Consider the following 16,795-nt stretch of genomic DNA (forward strand, 5'->3'; position numbering starts at 1 on the left):
CGAAGTAAGATGTTAGAAATTGAGCCTAATGCTGAGTCACCAGTACGTAAAGCAGACATAGCGTCTTGTGTGTTACGCGCCCCAACGTTTAATCCGCCTTCTTTCGCACGCATACGAGTAGCGATAGCTAAACCAGCAGCATCGTCAGCCGCACTGTTAATAGATTTACCGCTAGATAAACGATTCATCGCAGTATTCATTTTGTCTTGGTTTTGTCGCATGTATTCTTGCGTACGCATGCTGTTAATGTTTGTATTAATTCTCATGTTAAGAACCCCCATTTTTTTATATTGATTTTTCTGTTAATTGTTAAACATAAATATGCAAAAAAATCAATTTCGAGATTAATTGTAATCCTTGGTATATATCGTGTCAACGAATAATTGTAATTAATGAATATAAAAAAATGATAATTTCCTATTTGTTCATTTTTTTATTACAATATTATCAAAAGGATTATTGCAAACTTTTAAAAAAAACTCTAATATTAGATTATCTTTGTTTACCGAAAAGGTGATATTATGATAGTTGGAAATATAGTAAAAGAAGTGCTTGCATATAAGAAAGGACAAATTCAGCAAAAGCTAAGTAGTCCACAAGCATTCGTTAGTAGTCGTTTTCAAGAGAAGTTGCAGAGTGAACCTGCGAAGGAGACGAGGGGTACTACGCAGCCGGCAAATGTAGAGGATATGAGTCAGCCGGTACAATCTACGAAAATAGAAACGGTCGTAAATAAACCGAAAGAATCTATTAATAAAGTAGAGGAAGCGAGTAAGCCTGAAGAAAAGGCTGAAACGAAGAGCGTAGATGAAGTACAAGTCGCACAAAAAGAGTTTGAACGACGTTTCCCAGAAACGAAAAATGAGGCTGTTGATACGTGGGGATTAACGAAGAAGTATAATATTCAAAAAATACGTTCTTCCAATGAAGGGAAGTATGAGGATATTATAGATCGTGTAAGTCGTACATACGGAATTCCGAAAACGTTAATTCAAAAAATGATTGAAGTAGAATCTGATTTTAATCCGAAAACGGTGTCACATGCAGGTGCGATGGGTCTTATGCAGCTTATGCCAGCGAATGTGAAAGAGATGGGTATAAAAAATCCATTTTCACCAGCTGAAAGTATTGAGGGCGGTGTGAAAGAGTTAAGCGGTTATTTGAAGAAAAATAACGGCGATCTCGTATTAGCGCTTGCATCTTATAATGCGGGTCCTGGTAATGTGAGAAAGTACGGAGGCGTACCACCATTTAAAGAAACGCAAGGATATATTAAAAAAATATTAAATATCGACGTTTCAAAATAAGAAGTTTCATATATAGAGAGAACATGAAATTTTCGTGAACATGATATGGGAGTTGGCTAGATTTGAAATTACAAGATGATATTCCGTTAACAATTTATTTTGAAATCGGAAATACGAAAAAGAAAATTGAAGATTTGCTTCATATTACGAAAGGTACATTGTATCGTCTTGAAAATTCAACGAAAAATACGGTGCGTCTTATGCTTGAGAATGAAGAGATTGGAACCGGAAAGATTTTGACGAAAAACGGGAAGATGTACGTTGAAATCGTTGAATTGAAAAGGTAGGGAAGGGGATTGTCATGAGTGGCGAAAAATTAAGCCAAGAGCAAATTGATGCCCTGCTGAAGGCGGTAAATGAAGGCGAGGAAATGCCAGCTTTCGCACAAGAAGCAGGAAAGCAAGAGAAATTTCAAGAGTATGATTTTAATAGACCGGAGAAGTTCGGTGTTGAGCATTTACGTAGCTTGCAAGCAATTGCCTCTACATTTGGTAAACAGACGTCACAGACGTTGTCAGCGCGTATGCGTATTCCGATTGAGTTAGAGCCTTCTACGGTTGAACAAGTTCCATTCACGAGTGAGTATGTGGAGAAAATGCCGAAAGATTACTATTTATATTGCGTTATTGATCTTGGCCTTCCAGAGCTTGGAGAAATTGTCATTGAAATTGATTTAGCGTTCGTTATTTATATTCATGAATGTTGGCTTGGTGGAGATAGTAAGCGTAACTTTACGATGCGCAGACCACTTACCGCATTTGAGTTTTTAACACTGGATAATATTTTTATGCTCCTTTGTAAAAATTTAGAGCAATCATTTGAAAGCGTTGTTGCGATTGAACCAAAATTTGTAACGACGGAGACAGACCCGAATGCATTAAAGATTACGACAGCAAGCGATATTATTTCATTACTGAATGTAAATATGAAAACAGAGTTTTGGGATACGACGGTGCGCATCGGAATTCCATTCTTATCTGTTGAAGAAATTATGGATAAGTTAACATCTGAAAATATTGTCGAACATTCTTCGGATAAACGTAAAAAGTATACGTCTGAAGTGGAAGTGAAAGTAAATCAAGTGTACAAACCTGTTCACGTTGCAATTGGTGAGCAAAAAATGACAATGGGCGAGATTGAACAAATTGAAGAAGGCGATATTATTCCGCTTCATACGAAAGTTTCGGATGAATTACTCGGTTATGTAGATGGAAAGCATAAATTTAATTGTTTTATTGGAAAAGATGGAACGCGTAAGGCGCTCTTATTTAAAAGTTTTGTAGAGTAGGAGGATCCATATGAAGCATGAAGTATCTCCTGTATCATTAATGGGATTAGAAGATTTTGCAGGAAAGCGAAATGAAGCAGGTAAGGCACATATTGATACTGTTTCAGATATTTCTATTGAACTTGGTGTAAAGCTTGGGAAGGCATCTATTACGCTCGGTGATGTGAAGCAATTAAAAGTGGGCGATGTTCTGGAAGTAGAGAAAAACTTAGGACATAAAGTAGATGTGTATTTAAGTAATATGAAAGTCGGCATCGGTGAAGCGATCGTAATGGACGAAAAGTTCGGTATTATCATTTCTGAAATTGAAGCTGACAAGAAGCAAGCCGCGCTTATGAAAGCGCAAAGTCAAATGCAAGATAAAGAGTAGAGGAGGAGTCATATGTCGTATATGACGACCTTATTTCAAGTCGTTTTACTGTTTGGCGCGCTCGGCTACGGTGCATATTATATGACGAAAAAGACGCGCAAACAGCAGTTTTTTAAACAAGGTGAAAATGGCCATATTCAAGTGAAGGACGGCGTTTATTTAAATCATCAAACGAGCGCCTTTTTATTTGAAGTGGACGGCAAGCAAGTGTTCACTGTTATTAGTAATAACGGTGTGCAATCCGTGCAATTAACAGGAACAGGAAATCAGTTTCAACAAGCGCTAGAAGACGCGGTGAAGAGTGAAACGAAAAAAGTAGAGGATCCATCATGAGAATAAAGAAACATTTATCAGTATTAGCCGTTATTTTCGTATTTTCTATCGTTTTTTCAATTATTTTTGTAAATCCAGCGTATGCCGCCCAAAACGGTTTTATTAATTTCGAAAATGGAAAAGAGTTTACGAGTAATTCAAGCGTTCAGCTATTTGCGCTCGTTACACTTTTGTCATTATCTTCATCTATCGTTCTATTATTTACACATTTTACTTATTTTATGATCGTTCTTGGGATTACGCGTCAAGGACTTGGAGTAATGAATTTACCACCAAACCAAGTGCTTGTTGGACTTGCATTATTTTTATCACTCTTTACGATGCAGCCTGTACTTGGGCAGCTAAAGAGCGATGTGTGGGATCCGATGACGAAAGAGAAAATAACAGTAAGTCAAGCTGCAGAGACGACAGCTCCGATTATGAAAGAGTATATGTCAAAGCATACGTATAAGCATGATTTAAAAATGATGCTGAAAGTGCGCGGAGAAGAGTTGCCGAAAGATTTGAAAGATCTTTCCTTATTTACGCTCGTACCATCCTTTACGTTAACGCAAATCCAAAAAGGATTGTTAACGGGGATGTTCATTTATTTAGCGTTTGTATTTATAGATTTGATTATTAGTACACTGTTAATGTACCTCGGGATGATGATGGTACCGCCGATGATTTTAAGTTTACCGTTTAAAATACTCGTTTTCGTATATTTAGGTGGATATACAAAAATCGTCGACATTATGTTTAAAACAGTCGCCTGAAGCGTTTGATGCTATGTGATAGGAGTCATATAAATGAATACGTCACCAATTATAGATATTTTTCAAACCTTTTTTTATAAAGGGGTTATGATTTTAATGCCGGTTGCCGGCGTAAGTATGATTGTCGTTATTATCATCGCTGTCATTATGGCGATGATGCAAATTCAAGAGCAAACGCTGACGTTTTTACCGAAAATGGCGAGTATCGTACTCGTTATTATCATTTTAGGTCCGTGGATGTTTCAAGAGTTAACGACGCTTATTTTAGATTTATTTGATAAAATCCCATCGCTATTGCGTTCGTACTAAGATAGGTGAACTGAAATGAATATGGAATTATGGGCGGCGACGTTTTTTGCGTTTTGCCGCATTACTTCATTTTTATATTTTTTACCATTTTTCTCAGGCCGATCTATTCCAGCAATGGCGAAGGTTACATTTGGACTTGCTCTTTCCATAACAGTGGCCGATCAAGTTGATGTCTCTCACATAAAGACAACTTGGGACGTAGCAGCTTATGCAGGTACGCAAATTGTAATTGGATTATCACTTTCAAAAATTGTAGAAATGCTGTGGAACATTCCGAAAATGGCGGGACATATTTTAGACTTTGACATCGGTTTATCACAGGCAAGTTTGTTTGATGTAAATGCAGGTGCACAGTCTACTTTACTATCAACCATTTTTGATATATTTTTCCTCATTATTTTTATTTCACTTGGCGGCATTAATTATTTCGTTGCCACGATTTTAAAGTCGTTTCAATATACAGAGGCGATTTCAAAATTGCTGACGACTAGTTTTTTAGATAGTCTACTCGCAACGTTATTATTTGCGATTACATCAGCGGTTGAAATTGCTCTTCCGCTTATGGGAAGTTTATTTATCATTAACTTTGTTTTAATTTTAATCGCAAAAAACGCTCCGCAATTAAACGTTTTTATGAATGCGTATGTTATTAAAATTACATGTGGTATTTTGTTTATTGCGATGAGTGTACCAATGCTCGGTTATGTGTTTAAAAATATGACGGATGTATTGCTTGAGGAATATACGAAACTATTTAATTTTTTCTTAACGAAGTAGGGGGACGCGCATGGCAAAGGATAATAAAACAGAAAAGGCCACCCCGCAGAAGCGTAAGAAATCGCGTGAAGAAGGGAATATTGCCCGGAGTAAAGATTTAAATAATTTATTTTCTATACTTGTATTAGCAGTTGTCGTTTACTTTTTCGGAGATTGGCTCGGATATGAGATTGCAAACTCTGTAGCGGTGCTGTTTGATCAAATTGGAAAAAATACAGATTCAACTGAGTATTTTTATTTAATGGGGATTTTATTATTAAAAGTATCCGCGCCGATATTAATACTCGTATACGCTTTTCATTTATTTAATTATATGATTCAAGTCGGTTTCTTATTTTCTTCTAAAGTTATTAAGCCGAAAGCGTCGCGTATTAACCCCAAAAACTATTTTACGAGATTGTTTAGTCGTAAAAGTTTAGTAGATATTTTGAAATCACTATTTTATATGGGATTAATCGGCTACGTTGCTTACGTTCTCTTTAAAAAGAATTTAGAGAAAATCGTTAGTATGATTGGATTTAACTGGACTGCGTCACTTACTGAAATTATTAGGCAAATTAAATTTATCTTTTTAGCTATTTTAATTATATTAATCGTTCTTTCTATTATTGATTTTATTTATCAAAAATGGGAGTACGAACAAGATATTAAGATGAAAAAAGAAGAAGTAAAAAGAGAGCATAAAGATAATGAAGGGGACCCGCAAGTAAAGGGAAAGCGAAAAAACTTTATGCATGCGATCTTGCAAGGGACAATTGCGAAGAAGATGGATGGTGCAACGTTTATTGTAAACAATCCGACTCATATTTCGGTCGTACTTCGGTACAATAAACAGGTTGATGCGGCGCCAATTGTCGTTGCAAAAGGGGAAGATGAGCTCGCATTATACATACGAACGCTTGCCCGCGAACAAGAAATACCAATGGTGGAAAACCGTCCGCTTGCTCGTTCTTTATATTATCAAGTCGAGGAAGATGAGACGATTCCAGAAGATTTATACGTAGCTGTAATTGAAGTTATGCGCTATTTAATTCAAACGAATGAACTTGAAGTATAATAGCGCGGTTGGAGGAGATCTCTTGTGTTTAAGATAGATTCTGCAAGAACCTATTTTTCTATCTTTTTAGCAGCGTCATTCGTAGTGGCGCTCTTAATTCCACTTCCACCATTTATACTTGATATCGTTATCGTTTTTTTACTAAGTATGTCAGTGCTTATTTATATGCGAGCAACAAGTATTAACGAGTGGGATGAATTAAAGTCATTTCCGACGATGCTGTTATTAATCGGGATTTTCCGCGTATCGATTAACGTATCGACGACGCGAGCGATTTTGACAGACGGAAATGCGGGGCATGTTATTGAAGAGTTCGGTCAGTTTGTTATTGGCGGGAACTTATTAATTGGTATCGTTATTTTCATAGTATTAATCATATTCCAGTTTATCGTTGCAAACGGTGCATCTCGTACAGCTGAAGTTGCAGCTCGTTTTACACTTGATTCTTTACCCGGGAAACAAATGTCGATCGATGCTGATTTAAACCAGCGTATTATTACTGAAAAAGATGCACAGGCAAAACGAAAGAAATTAAATATGGAAACAGAGTTTTACGGAGCGATGGATGGTGCCGGAAAGTTCATTAAAGGGGACGTTATTTTCGGGATTGTCATTTTATTCGTAAACATTATTTTCGGTTTAATTGTCGGGATGATGCAGCAGGGCATGAGTTTTGCTGAAGCAGCTATTCACTATACACAGCTAACTGTCGGTGACGGAATCGTAAACCAAATCGGTTCGTTAATGCTTGCGATTTCAACAGGTATTATCGTAACACGTGTATTTGATGGTTCAGCGGATACGGTAACTGAAGGTATCTTTAAAGAGTTATTAGCACATGAAGTTGTTGTATATGCGCTTGGTGGTTTATTTATTGCGATGGGTATTTTCACTCCGCTACCATTTCTACCGTTTGCTCTTGTTGGTGGGACAATTATTTTCTTAGGAATTCGTAATAAAAACCGAATAAAGAAAGAAAAAGAAGACGAGCTTCAAAAAGAATTAGAAATGATTCAAGGCGAAGATGAGCAACTGCAACAAGTGGAAGATTCATTCGGAGTATTTACAGATAAATATCCAATTATAGTAGAACTCGGTTTAGATTTAGCAGCCCTTGTAAAGCAGAAGATTAACGGGGAAACAGCTCGTGATAAAGTTGTTCTTATGAGGAAGTCGATTATTACCGACCTTGGTATTAACGTTCCTGGCATTAACTTTAAAGATAATACGAGTTTTAGACCACGCGGACGTTACATTATTCGTATTAAAGGTGCGAAGGCAGCTGAAGGTGTTTTAAAATCAGGTTATTTATTAGCATTGAAAACACCGAATGTAATGGCCGATTTAGATGCAGAACCAGCGAAAGATCCAATTTTCGGTGAAGATGGATATTGGATTTTAGAGCATATGGTACAAGATGCACAAATGAAAGGCTATCAAGTATTAGAGCCACTTAGCATATTAATTACACATTTAGATGTTGTCGTTAGACGTAATCTTCATGAGTTAATTCAGCGTCAACATGTAAAAGACTTAATTAACTCGCTTGAAAATGATAACGGTGTTTTATTAGAAGAGATTAAGAAGAAAGAAATCGACTTATCACTCGTTCAAAATGTTATTAAACAATTGCTAAAAGAGGGTATTTCTATTCGTGATTTACCAACTATTATCGAAGGTATTATTGACGGAAAAGAAATTTATCAAAATCATGTAGACGGTGTAACGTCATTCGTCCGTGAATGTATTTCAAAAGTGATTTGTGAAAATGCGAAAAATCCTGACGGTAAAATATATGCGGCGCTCTTCTCAGATTCAATAGAGTTAGATGCGGATGTTGTAAATAATTCATACCAAGGTTACTTATTAAACTGGGATTTAGATTTAGAAACACGTGTTGTTGAACAAGTACAGCGTGTCTTTAAACAAGCTCGTTTAATGGGAAGAGAACCAGTATTATTAACGCGTAGAAAAGATTTCAGATTTGCGATTGTAAGACTTCTTGAGCGTTATCAAGTAGAAGCGCAAGTACTTTGTATTAGCGAATTAGCACCGGAAATTGTTGTAGATCAAATTGCCTATATTGAATAGTAGGGGGTGAAGTAATGGAAAGTACAGAAAAGAAAGAAGCGTTAATGCGAATAAAAGCAGCTTCGAAAAATGAATTGTATCGAAAGTTATTTGACCAATATGGTACAGATTATTATTACGTTGTCGATGAAAGTGTAAAACGAAATATCCCGTTTTTTTGGAAAAAGAATTATGAAATGCTAGTTGCTTTTCCAGAGGATAAACAGGAAGAAGTGAATGAAGGCACAGCTCAATTTCATGAACAACTAATGGATGTTGTCAATGATTCTTCAGAACAAATTGTGAAGGCGAACGGAATTCAATCGGTACTGCACAATTTAGAAAACGTGACGACTTCTATGTCATATGCGGCGATGCAAACAGGAAATAGTGAAGAATGGACAAGAAAGAAAGAGAAACTATTAAAGCTGTTTGAAAAAGGTATCGTCGTTGTGAAACAGACGGAAGAAACGAAAGTAGCGAAAGTAACAAAAAAGCAAAAAACTGTGAAAAAAGTTGTTCCGGTCAAGAAAGAAGAAGTGGTTGTAAAAAAAGAAAACCAAGAATCTGTACCGTTTATTATTCAAAAAGTAATTCGCATGCTAGAGCAAAACGATGTAGAACAATATTTCATTCATGCATATGCTGAGAAGTTAAAAGTGAAGTTTGAGAATGCAACGATGATTACAGAAGAAGAAGTGATCGGATACATATTGGAAGATATGAGATCCCATTTCAACACGGAAAACGTTTTTGAAAAAGAAGTGCAAACAATTGCATTAATCGGTCCAACTGGAGTTGGAAAAACGACGACACTTGCGAAAATGGCATGGCAGTTTCACGGTAAGAAAAAAACGGTCGGTTTTATTACGACAGATCATTCGCGCATTGGAACAGTACAGCAACTGCAAGATTACGTCAAGACGATTGGATTTGAAGTAATCGCTGTACGTGATGAAGCTGCAATGACAAGAGCGCTTACGTATTTTAAAGAAGAAGCGCGCGTCGATTATATTTTAATTGATACAGCCGGAAAAAATTATCGTGCGTCAGAAACAGTAGAAGAAATGATTGAAACGATGGGACAAGTAGAGCCAGATTATATTTGTTTAACGTTATCAGCTTCGATGAAAAGTAAAGACATGATTGAAATCATTACAAATTTTAAAGATATTCATATTGATGGTATCGTATTTACGAAATTTGATGAAACAGCAAGTAGTGGTGAATTATTGAAAATTCCAGCAGTATCATCAGCTCCAATTGTATTAATGACAGACGGACAAGACGTGAAGCAACATATACATATCGCTACAGCTGAACATTTAGCGAAACAAATGTTGCAAACATCATAGAAAAGAGGTGAAGAATAAGGCACTTGCCTTATTCAATCGAATATGAACGGTCTTTATATAGGTTCTATGGGTATGATGAATTACATGCAGCGTATTAATGTTCATTCGAATAACGTTGCAAATGCTCAAACGACAGGATTTAAAGCAGAAAATATGACTTCGAAAGTATTTGATGTACAAGACACATATCGCCGCGGAGATGGGGCTGTGACAAATATCGGTTCAACTGATTACGCTGTAGTACCAGCCGCAACGCATGTGAACTTAGTACAAGGAAATATACAAATGACAAATAGTGATACAGATTTCTTTTTAGATGATGGAACTGCTGGCACAGCTTCGTTTTTCGTTACATCTAAAAATAATGAAACGTTTTTAACGAGAGACGGTAGTTTTACATTAAATAGTGATCGTTACCTGCAAACAACTTCAGGCGCTTTCGTAATGGGAGAGAATAATGAACGTATTCGTATTCCAGAAGGAGCAAAAGTAGCTGTACAAGCAGACGGTACGTTATATGATGCAGTAACACAAAATAATATTGCCCGCCTGCAAACAAAAACAGTAGGTGCAGAAGCGAATAATCGTCTCGTACAAAGAGAGAACAAAAGCTTTACACTAGCAGAAGGAAACATTGCTGATTTACCGAACGGAGTAGGGACAGTAAAAAATCATATGCTAGAAAATTCAAATGTAGATATGACGAAAGAGATGGCTGATCTTATGACGGATCAAAAAATGATTTCAGCGTCACAACGCGTTATGACTTCATTTGATAAAATTTATGAAAAAGAAGCGAACGAAATATTGAGATAGGAGACTTCCGTTAGCGGAAGTCTTTTTTTATTGCTTTTATTACAGTTACATCATGAAATGATAATAATTATCAACATCGTTATTGTGAAGATAGAATTTCATAATGATAGCAATGTTTATTTAACTAAGTGAATTAAATATATCAGCAAGCCCTGCTAGTCAAGTGATTGGCTAGTAGTGAGGGTTAACTGCGGGCAATCCCTAAAGCTGATTGAACTACAACGTGGCTAGAAATAGCGAGTGTGAATGTCGCGAAAGCAGAAAAAATCAATCAGATGGTGCAAGGTTAAATCCTAAACATTAGAATAATGGGTCTTCCGCCTCGAATCATCTAAGTCAAAATGGATAAGATGAACGTTCAACGACTATTTCGTATAACTGACGAGAGTACACCACAAGCCTATGGTGGTGGAAAATCCTCTATCTCTAAAGAGATAAACATATAGTCTGCGCTCATGTGAAAACATGAGAAGTTCATAAGAGAACTGGCTAAGGAATTGCGCCCTTAGTTGAACGAGATAAATTTTATTGAATCTATCAAACTTCATTGAATATATAGAACGTATGTGCTATGGTGGATTCAATGAGGTGAGAATAATAATGAAATTTTCACGAGTTAGTCAAGTATCGGAATTAACAGGTTTGTATCCTAGTAGTCTTAGGAGAATGCTGGTGGAGTACGCTTCTGATGATATTGGCGAAGAAAGTCAGACTGATTCCAACGCCTGAACAAGAAAAAGTGCTTAGAAACCATGCTGGTGCTGCAAGATTCGCTTATAACTATTGTAAAAGAATGAGTGATAGATACTATAAGCTATTTGGAAAATCTGTTTCACAGTTAGCTTTACAGAAACGATTTACAAAGATCAAGAAGCGAAAGAGATATGAGTGGTTAAATGACATCAACGCACAAGTTCCCAAACAGGCTTCAAAAGATTTTGATAAGGCGAGGAAACATTCGTTCAAAAAGTACAAAAATGGTTCTCACACTTCTTATAAATCCAAAAAAGATTTAATCCAAGGATTTTATGCTAATTATGAAAGACTGATTATAGGAAAGAAAGTAGTTCATATTCAGTCCGTTGGAGAAGTGAAAACAAGCCAACAACTACCAAGAAACAAAAAGCCATCAAATCCAAGAGTTACCTTTGATGGGCGTCACTGGTGGATTAGTGTAGGGTTCCAAGAAGACTTTGCATCACAAGAACTAACCAATGAGTCGATTGGTGTGGATGTTGGTTTAAAAGAGCTGTTTGTAGCTTCTAATGGTACGAAAGAACGAAATATAAACAAAGATGCTAAGGTTAAAAAACTTTTGAAAAGGAAAAAGTCAGCGCAAAGAGATATGTCTAGGAGATTTAAAAAAGGTGTAAAAATTCAATCTGCCGGATATGAAAAAGCCAAAACTGAGCACCTGCGGTTATCTAGGAAAATTATGAATATCCGAAATAACCATATCCATCAAGCAACAGCTAAATTGGTGAAAACCAAACCAATGAGGATTGTTGTGGAAGACTTATCTATCTCAAACCTGTTAAAAAACAAAAAACTATCGAAAGCATTTTCATTTCAAAAATTAAACTTCTTCTTTCAATGTTTATCATACAAGTGCGAGAAGTATGGCATTGAGTATGTAAAAGCTGATAAATGGTTCGCCTCAAGCAAGATTTGCTCATGTTGCGGAGTAAAATACGACCATTCAGTTCAACCAGAAGGACAGTGGAGTTTAAAAATACGTGAGTGGTGTTGTGCTTCATGCAATAGCCATCACGATAGGGATGTAAATGCTTCGATAAATTTATCAAGATGGGTAAAATAAATGCTTGATAATAGGAGGTAACGATACTGCCTCGTGTGGAGTGTTATATCCCTCGTCCCCTCGGGGTTGCGAGAACACGATGAAGCACTAATTTGTATAAATTTGATTGAATTGTATAGATTTAGTTAAGTTTATCGTATCGGAAGAGTATACAGGTTCTACTTTACGGGAGCATTTGGAGGAGAATCTATCAAATACGTTGCAGCTAAAATAAGTGGAATAGTATGTAAAAAAAGCCTTTTAATTAGAAGGCTTTTTATTTTCGGATGAAATTTCAGAATTATCAATTGACTTTACAGTTCTGTTTTTTTATATTAGTAGGTATACTAATAACTACTAACGTACATACATCGTTTTGAAATGAGAGTTATATAGATTGTGAGGGGTACTGATGGATGAAATTATAAAGGAATTACAAAAGTTAGGTTTTTCCCAGTATGAATGTAAAGCTTATATTGGACTACTAAAACATTCCCCAGTAACTGGGTATGAAGTGAGTAAACAGACAGGAGTACCTCGTTCGATGATTTATGAAGTGCTTGGTAAATTGATGGATAAAGGAGCAGTGCATATCGTTCCTACTGAACCAGTGAAATATGTACCAGTACCAGCTACGGAGTTAATGGATCGAATGCGAAAAGATTTTGAAAAGTCCTTTGAATTTTTAGACCGGAAATTAAATTGTTTAGAACAAGAGCGACAAATAGATGTAATTTCGCATATTCGCTCCAATGATCGTGTTGTAAAAGAAATATGCAATATAATTAATAGGGCGAAGGAAGAGCTATGGATTTCTGTTTGGGAAGATCAAGTGCATGAAATTGAGCCATATATTCGTCAAAAGGAAGAGGAAGGTGTACATATATTTTCAATCTTATTTGGCGCTCCAAATACAAAAATAGGCGCGACGTTTCACCATAATTATATGACGCCCCACGTTGTTGAAAAGAGAATGGGTGGTCATTTAACTGTTATTGCTCGTGATGGAGAGGAAGTATTAATTGCGAACTTCTCAAATGATAGCACTTCATGGGCCGTTACAACGTATGACCCAGCTTTAGTTCTCGTTGCTACAGAGTATGTGCGGCACGATATTATGGTCGAAGAAATTACGAAGGAATTTGGGGCTGATAAGTTAGATACGTTGTGGCGTGAAAATATAGATTTAGTTCATGTCGTAACAGGAAAAAGAACGATGGAAAGAATGGAGGATGATACGAATGAGTAAAGCTCAGGCACATGTAGCTTTGCAGAGCGATGATACATTTCAGCAAGGAGTAAAAGATTGTTTACCAACTGTATTTGGTTATTTAAGCATCGGTATAGCAGCTGGTGTAATTGCAAAAACAGCAGGTTTCTCCATCATTGAAATTGCATTTATGTCCACTTTAATTTATGCAGGTTCTGCCCAATTTATATTAGCTGGTATGTATGCAGCCGGTGCTCCTGCTTCAGCAATCATTTTCACCGTCTTTTTTGTTAATTTACGCCACCTTCTAATGAGTGCTGCGCTTGCACCATACTTTACGAAACTTCCGCTATTAAAAAACGTATTTATCGGTTCTCAAATTACAGATGAAACGTTCGGCGTTGCAGTGCAGCATGCAGCGCAAAAAGGATATGTAGGCGACAGGTGGATGATGGGCTTAAATGTAACAGCATATTTAAATTGGATTCTTGCTACTATTATTGGCGGGCTGTTTGGTGAGTGGATACCAGATCCACATACGTACGGGATGGATTATGCATTACCAGCAATGTTTATCGGATTATTTGTACTTCAGCTCATAAGTAGTAAACCGAAACTAGCAATTCATCTTACTGTTGCAATTGTAGCGATTATGATCGCATACGTTTCACACTTATTTATGCCAGATAGTATAGCGGTTATTATCGCAACATTACTAGCTGCGACGATTGGAGTTGTGATTGAAAAATGGAAATGAGATTAGACGTACTATTACTTTTACTAGCAGCTGGAGCTGTCACACTCGTGCCACGTATTTTACCTCTACTCGTATTTAGCAAACTACAAATTCCAGACTGGGGTTTAAAATGGCTAAATTACATACCAATTGCGATATTAGCAGCACTTTTAGCACAAGTACTATTTATGCATGAGACGATACAGTGGGATTACCTTATCGCAGCAATCCCGACATTTCTTGTTGCAATATATACTCGTAGTTTATTAGGTACAGTATTAACGGGAGTGAGTGTGATTATTTTGTTACGTTTCTTTTTCTAAAAAGGATTACGCTCATATAATAGCGAAAAGTGTAATAACATGAAAAATATAGGGGTGGTGTTATGATACTTTTAACGATAGGAGCAATTTTGTTAACGTTGTTTATTTTCTTTATTATCGGCTTTATTACGTTTATGATGTTTGTTGATAAGGCGACACCTCAAATATATTATACACCTTGTGAATCAGTGACAGTGAAAGCTAAAGGTAAAGATAAAAGGAAGAAAAGTTGAATGTTGGCTTTTCTTCCTTTTCTTTTATCTGAGTTTTCTGTATAATTTAAGTTAGTTATACAACTAACTTAAAAGGAGGTCGTAGAAGTGGCAAAACCGAATGTTGTTAATAAGAAGAAGTTATTAGAAGCGGCAAAAGCAATTATTGCAGAGCAAGGGATGGAAAAGTTGACATTAAAAGCAGTTGCAGAAAGTGCTCAAGTTACACAAGGTACCGTATATTATCATTTTAAAACGAAGGATCAATTATTACTTGAAGTAACTGAATCGTTTTGTAAAGCATCGTGGGAACAAATAGGAAAGGATGTACAGTTAGAGAAGGCTTTAAAGTCCGCGGAAAGTAGATGTGTGAAAGATTCAATGTATCATCATTTGTTCTTTCAATTAGTAGCAAGTGGATTACAAAATGATGCGATGAAAGATAAAATTGGTGGATTGTTACATTATGAAAATCAAAAATTAAAAGGCGTGTTAAATAAAAAAATAGGAGATACAATGACATCTCAAATTTCAACGGAAACATGGAGCGTTTTATGTAATGCATTAATTGACGGATTGGCATTGCAAGCATTATTCAATCCATCTTTTTCTACAGACAAAGTATATGGTGATTTGTATATGCTCTTGGAAAAGCTTACAGTGCTACAAAAGGGAGGTAATGTCAGTGGATAATAGACTTTGGCTCACCATTTTATTTTCGATTGGCGTTTGGTTTTTTGCTTCAGCATTTTTCATTATTTTTGGTTCTTCCATTTTATTAGAATATACTTCAAATAGATTTTTTCTACAATTGACGTTTCTTGAATTAGGAACGGCTATAGCTTTATACTTTGTAATGTGGTTATACAAAAAACTAGATACTACAAAATATGCAGTTATTAAGTTAGGTATATGCGGTACAGCAATCGGTTTAATTTTAGATACTTACATTTTATATAATTCTTCTAATCTATTCTCACAATTCTCCTCACAGCAAATTATATCATTTACCATTTGGATGGTTATTGCTTATGCTTTATATTTACTAATCCCTTTCGCCATGGAACGAAAAAAGTTGTTGTAAAGAGGTATGTTATCCTCTTTACAACAATTACATCCCCGACAGAAGTAACAACAATAACCCAAATAAAAAACTAATAAAGGAAAGAAAACCGATACATATCGAGAACACACGATTATTTCTCCATTCGCGCCAGAAAACGATAAGCCCTAACATACAAAGGGAAAACCAAATCGGCAAGAATATAAACTTGCTAACTTTCTCTGGGAGTAACGAATAAAAAGATGTTACATATAAAATCCAATTTGTGGAAAATAAAACGAAAACGATAATAGATTGTAAGTAGGGGCGGTTGGAAAACTCCCCCTTTTTTATAGTTACAATAATGATAGTTAGTGCTGAGAAAAAGGCAATGAATATGAAAATAAGTAAGAATAATGTAAGCGTCATTTATAGCTCCTTTATAAAAGTGTTTTTTACAAGAAATGCATCTATTACATTGTATGCTTGCTTTGTAGAGTGCTCGTTATATTTTTCTGTGTACGGATTTAGAAATCCATGTTCACCGTGTAGTTGTTTTATTTCTAATAAAGGATTTTTTTGTTGCTGCAACGATTGAATGAAAGAGGATACTGAAAAACTAGCTTCTTTTTCAGGGAAAATAAGTAAGGTAGCACATGTTGGTTTTATATGAATATAGTCACGTATACGGGAACCGTAACAGCCGATAATAAAATCTATTTTCGGATTGTTACTGCATAGCCAGGAGATGGTAGCGCCAACACTAAATCCGATAAGTCCAATATGTGTATAATTACTTGAAAGAGTATTGATGAATTCTTTAATTTGTTCTTTTCCATCATCAAATCCAATATTATTTACAAAATGTTGATATGCTTTTTCTTCATCACTATAATGAAATGCATGTTGCGATTGTAGAAGATTAGGACAGAATACATCTATATGAGATGAAGTGAAGTGTTGGGTAACGTGATGCATATGGTCGTTCACACCATATATTTCATGAACAATAACGAGAGCTAATTTTTTCTTCATCG

General features: G+C 35.9%; 22 protein-coding genes. 19 read left to right on the forward strand and 3 right to left on the reverse strand.

Annotation, left to right across the window (positions count from 1 at the left end; all coding sequences use genetic code 11):
- The coding region (locus RBB48_RS23705) for a flagellin N-terminal helical domain-containing protein (protein WP_483861672.1) at positions 1-266 on the reverse strand (266 nt) is incomplete at its 3' end.
- Positions 267-521: 255 nt separating this feature from the next.
- Between RBB48_RS23705 and RBB48_RS23710 the strand changes: the two genes are divergently transcribed.
- The 19 genes from RBB48_RS23710 to RBB48_RS23800 all read left to right on the forward strand — a co-directional run bounded on the left by RBB48_RS23710 (position 522) and on the right by RBB48_RS23800 (position 15,800).
- The gene (locus tag RBB48_RS23710; protein ID WP_306008168.1) at positions 522-1,307 is read left to right on the forward strand and encodes a lytic transglycosylase domain-containing protein; all 786 of its coding nucleotides are present in this window, start codon (positions 522-524) and stop codon (positions 1,305-1,307) included.
- Positions 1,308-1,369: 62 nt separating this feature from the next.
- Positions 1,370-1,594 (forward strand): flagellar motor switch protein FliN, encoded by a 225-nt coding sequence (locus RBB48_RS23715; RefSeq protein WP_000775712.1) that lies wholly within the window; start codon positions 1,370-1,372, stop codon positions 1,592-1,594.
- Between the two features lie 14 nt (positions 1,595-1,608).
- A complete protein-coding gene (fliM, locus tag RBB48_RS23720) occupies positions 1,609-2,595 on the forward strand; it encodes a flagellar motor switch protein FliM (RefSeq protein ID WP_088121777.1) in 987 nt (328 codons plus the stop codon).
- Between the two features lie 10 nt (positions 2,596-2,605).
- Entirely contained in the window at positions 2,606-2,965 is a 360-nt protein-coding gene (fliN, locus tag RBB48_RS23725) for a flagellar motor switch protein FliN (RefSeq protein WP_064449843.1), read from the forward strand.
- Between the two features lie 12 nt (positions 2,966-2,977).
- Entirely contained in the window at positions 2,978-3,298 is a 321-nt protein-coding gene (locus RBB48_RS23730; protein WP_000121176.1) for a hypothetical protein, read from the forward strand.
- A complete protein-coding gene (locus RBB48_RS23735) occupies positions 3,295-4,053 on the forward strand; it encodes a flagellar type III secretion system pore protein FliP (protein WP_306008169.1) in 759 nt (252 codons plus the stop codon). The genes RBB48_RS23730 and RBB48_RS23735 overlap by 4 nt, the downstream gene beginning before the upstream one ends.
- Before the next feature lie 33 nt (positions 4,054-4,086).
- On the forward strand, positions 4,087-4,362 hold the full coding sequence (locus RBB48_RS23740; RefSeq protein WP_001098085.1) for a flagellar biosynthetic protein FliQ: 276 nt from the start codon (positions 4,087-4,089) through the stop codon (positions 4,360-4,362).
- Between the two features lie 15 nt (positions 4,363-4,377).
- Positions 4,378-5,139, forward strand: coding sequence for a flagellar biosynthetic protein FliR (locus tag RBB48_RS23745; protein ID WP_270726158.1), 762 nt, complete (start codon positions 4,378-4,380; stop codon positions 5,137-5,139).
- 10 nt (positions 5,140-5,149) lie between these two features.
- Positions 5,150-6,196, forward strand: a complete 1,047-nt coding sequence (flhB, locus tag RBB48_RS23750; RefSeq protein WP_001040117.1) for a flagellar type III secretion system protein FlhB — start codon at positions 5,150-5,152, stop codon at positions 6,194-6,196.
- A 24-nt stretch (positions 6,197-6,220) separates the two neighbouring features.
- Entirely contained in the window at positions 6,221-8,287 is a 2,067-nt protein-coding gene (flhA, locus tag RBB48_RS23755; protein WP_064476528.1) for a flagellar biosynthesis protein FlhA, read from the forward strand.
- A 14-nt stretch (positions 8,288-8,301) separates the two neighbouring features.
- Complete coding sequence (flhF, locus tag RBB48_RS23760) at positions 8,302-9,621, forward strand: flagellar biosynthesis GTPase FlhF (RefSeq protein WP_088610291.1); 1,320 nt, start codon at positions 8,302-8,304, stop codon at positions 9,619-9,621.
- Positions 9,622-9,663: 42 nt separating this feature from the next.
- On the forward strand, positions 9,664-10,437 hold the full coding sequence (locus RBB48_RS23765; protein WP_097891682.1) for a flagellar basal-body rod protein FlgG: 774 nt from the start codon (positions 9,664-9,666) through the stop codon (positions 10,435-10,437).
- A 688-nt stretch (positions 10,438-11,125) separates the two neighbouring features.
- Positions 11,126-12,256 (forward strand): RNA-guided endonuclease InsQ/TnpB family protein, encoded by a 1,131-nt coding sequence (locus RBB48_RS23770; RefSeq protein ID WP_088062916.1) that lies wholly within the window; start codon positions 11,126-11,128, stop codon positions 12,254-12,256.
- Between the two features lie 391 nt (positions 12,257-12,647).
- Entirely contained in the window at positions 12,648-13,484 is an 837-nt protein-coding gene (locus tag RBB48_RS23775; protein ID WP_088062917.1) for a TrmB family transcriptional regulator, read from the forward strand.
- Positions 13,477-14,202, forward strand: a complete 726-nt coding sequence (locus RBB48_RS23780) for an AzlC family ABC transporter permease (protein WP_075310279.1) — start codon at positions 13,477-13,479, stop codon at positions 14,200-14,202. The genes RBB48_RS23775 and RBB48_RS23780 overlap by 8 nt, the downstream gene beginning before the upstream one ends.
- Positions 14,193-14,504 (forward strand): AzlD domain-containing protein, encoded by a 312-nt coding sequence (locus tag RBB48_RS23785; protein ID WP_306008170.1) that lies wholly within the window; start codon positions 14,193-14,195, stop codon positions 14,502-14,504. The genes RBB48_RS23780 and RBB48_RS23785 overlap by 10 nt, the downstream gene beginning before the upstream one ends.
- 62 nt (positions 14,505-14,566) lie before the next feature.
- Positions 14,567-14,737, forward strand: a complete 171-nt coding sequence (locus RBB48_RS23790) for a DUF3951 domain-containing protein (protein WP_088062919.1) — start codon at positions 14,567-14,569, stop codon at positions 14,735-14,737.
- An 87-nt stretch (positions 14,738-14,824) separates the two neighbouring features.
- Complete coding sequence (locus RBB48_RS23795; RefSeq protein WP_306008171.1) at positions 14,825-15,409, forward strand: TetR/AcrR family transcriptional regulator; 585 nt, start codon at positions 14,825-14,827, stop codon at positions 15,407-15,409.
- Positions 15,402-15,800, forward strand: a complete 399-nt coding sequence (locus RBB48_RS23800; RefSeq protein WP_141542714.1) for a DUF5367 family protein — start codon at positions 15,402-15,404, stop codon at positions 15,798-15,800. The genes RBB48_RS23795 and RBB48_RS23800 overlap by 8 nt, the downstream gene beginning before the upstream one ends.
- Positions 15,801-15,827: 27 nt before the next feature.
- Here the strand turns inward: RBB48_RS23800 and RBB48_RS23805 are convergent, their stop codons facing one another.
- Both RBB48_RS23805 and RBB48_RS23810 read right to left on the reverse strand, forming a co-directional pair.
- Positions 15,828-16,187 carry a hypothetical protein gene (locus RBB48_RS23805; RefSeq protein WP_097889316.1) on the reverse strand — a complete coding sequence of 120 codons (360 nt, stop codon included), beginning with the start codon at positions 16,185-16,187 and terminating at the stop codon, positions 15,828-15,830.
- On the reverse strand, positions 16,188-16,793 hold the full coding sequence (locus RBB48_RS23810; RefSeq protein ID WP_097889317.1) for a dienelactone hydrolase family protein: 606 nt from the start codon (positions 16,791-16,793) through the stop codon (positions 16,188-16,190). It abuts the gene before it with no gap.
- Positions 16,794-16,795: the final 2 nt, after the last annotated feature.

Source organism: Bacillus sp. MMSF_3353, assembly GCF_030733445.1.
Taxonomy (GTDB): Bacteria; Bacillota; Bacilli; order Bacillales; family Bacillaceae_G; genus Bacillus_A; species Bacillus_A wiedmannii.

What these genes read in the sequence shown, in the direction of transcription:
- RBB48_RS23710 (WP_306008168.1), top strand. Translation starts at nt 522, where the DNA reads ATGATAGTTGGAAATATAGTAAAAGAAGTGCTTGCATATAAGAAAGGA.
- fliM (WP_088121777.1), top strand. Translation starts at nt 1,609, where the DNA reads ATGAGTGGCGAAAAATTAAGCCAAGAGCAAATTGATGCCCTGCTGAAG.
- fliN (WP_064449843.1), top strand. Translation starts at nt 2,606, where the DNA reads ATGAAGCATGAAGTATCTCCTGTATCATTAATGGGATTAGAAGATTTT.
- RBB48_RS23730 (WP_000121176.1), top strand. Translation starts at nt 2,978, where the DNA reads ATGTCGTATATGACGACCTTATTTCAAGTCGTTTTACTGTTTGGCGCG.
- RBB48_RS23735 (WP_306008169.1), top strand. Translation starts at nt 3,295, where the DNA reads ATGAGAATAAAGAAACATTTATCAGTATTAGCCGTTATTTTCGTATTT.
- RBB48_RS23740 (WP_001098085.1), top strand. Translation starts at nt 4,087, where the DNA reads ATGAATACGTCACCAATTATAGATATTTTTCAAACCTTTTTTTATAAA.
- RBB48_RS23745 (WP_270726158.1), top strand. Translation starts at nt 4,378, where the DNA reads ATGAATATGGAATTATGGGCGGCGACGTTTTTTGCGTTTTGCCGCATT.
- flhB (WP_001040117.1), top strand. Translation starts at nt 5,150, where the DNA reads ATGGCAAAGGATAATAAAACAGAAAAGGCCACCCCGCAGAAGCGTAAG.
- flhF (WP_088610291.1), top strand. Translation starts at nt 8,302, where the DNA reads ATGGAAAGTACAGAAAAGAAAGAAGCGTTAATGCGAATAAAAGCAGCT.
- RBB48_RS23765 (WP_097891682.1), top strand. Translation starts at nt 9,664, where the DNA reads ATGAACGGTCTTTATATAGGTTCTATGGGTATGATGAATTACATGCAG.
- RBB48_RS23770 (WP_088062916.1), top strand. Translation starts at nt 11,126, where the DNA reads ATGATATTGGCGAAGAAAGTCAGACTGATTCCAACGCCTGAACAAGAA.
- RBB48_RS23775 (WP_088062917.1), top strand. Translation starts at nt 12,648, where the DNA reads ATGGATGAAATTATAAAGGAATTACAAAAGTTAGGTTTTTCCCAGTAT.
- RBB48_RS23780 (WP_075310279.1), top strand. Translation starts at nt 13,477, where the DNA reads ATGAGTAAAGCTCAGGCACATGTAGCTTTGCAGAGCGATGATACATTT.
- RBB48_RS23785 (WP_306008170.1), top strand. Translation starts at nt 14,193, where the DNA reads ATGGAAATGAGATTAGACGTACTATTACTTTTACTAGCAGCTGGAGCT.
- RBB48_RS23790 (WP_088062919.1), top strand. Translation starts at nt 14,567, where the DNA reads ATGATACTTTTAACGATAGGAGCAATTTTGTTAACGTTGTTTATTTTC.
- RBB48_RS23805 (WP_097889316.1), bottom strand. Translation starts at nt 16,187, where the DNA reads ATGACGCTTACATTATTCTTACTTATTTTCATATTCATTGCCTTTTTC.
- RBB48_RS23810 (WP_097889317.1), bottom strand. Translation starts at nt 16,793, where the DNA reads ATGAAGAAAAAATTAGCTCTCGTTATTGTTCATGAAATATATGGTGTG.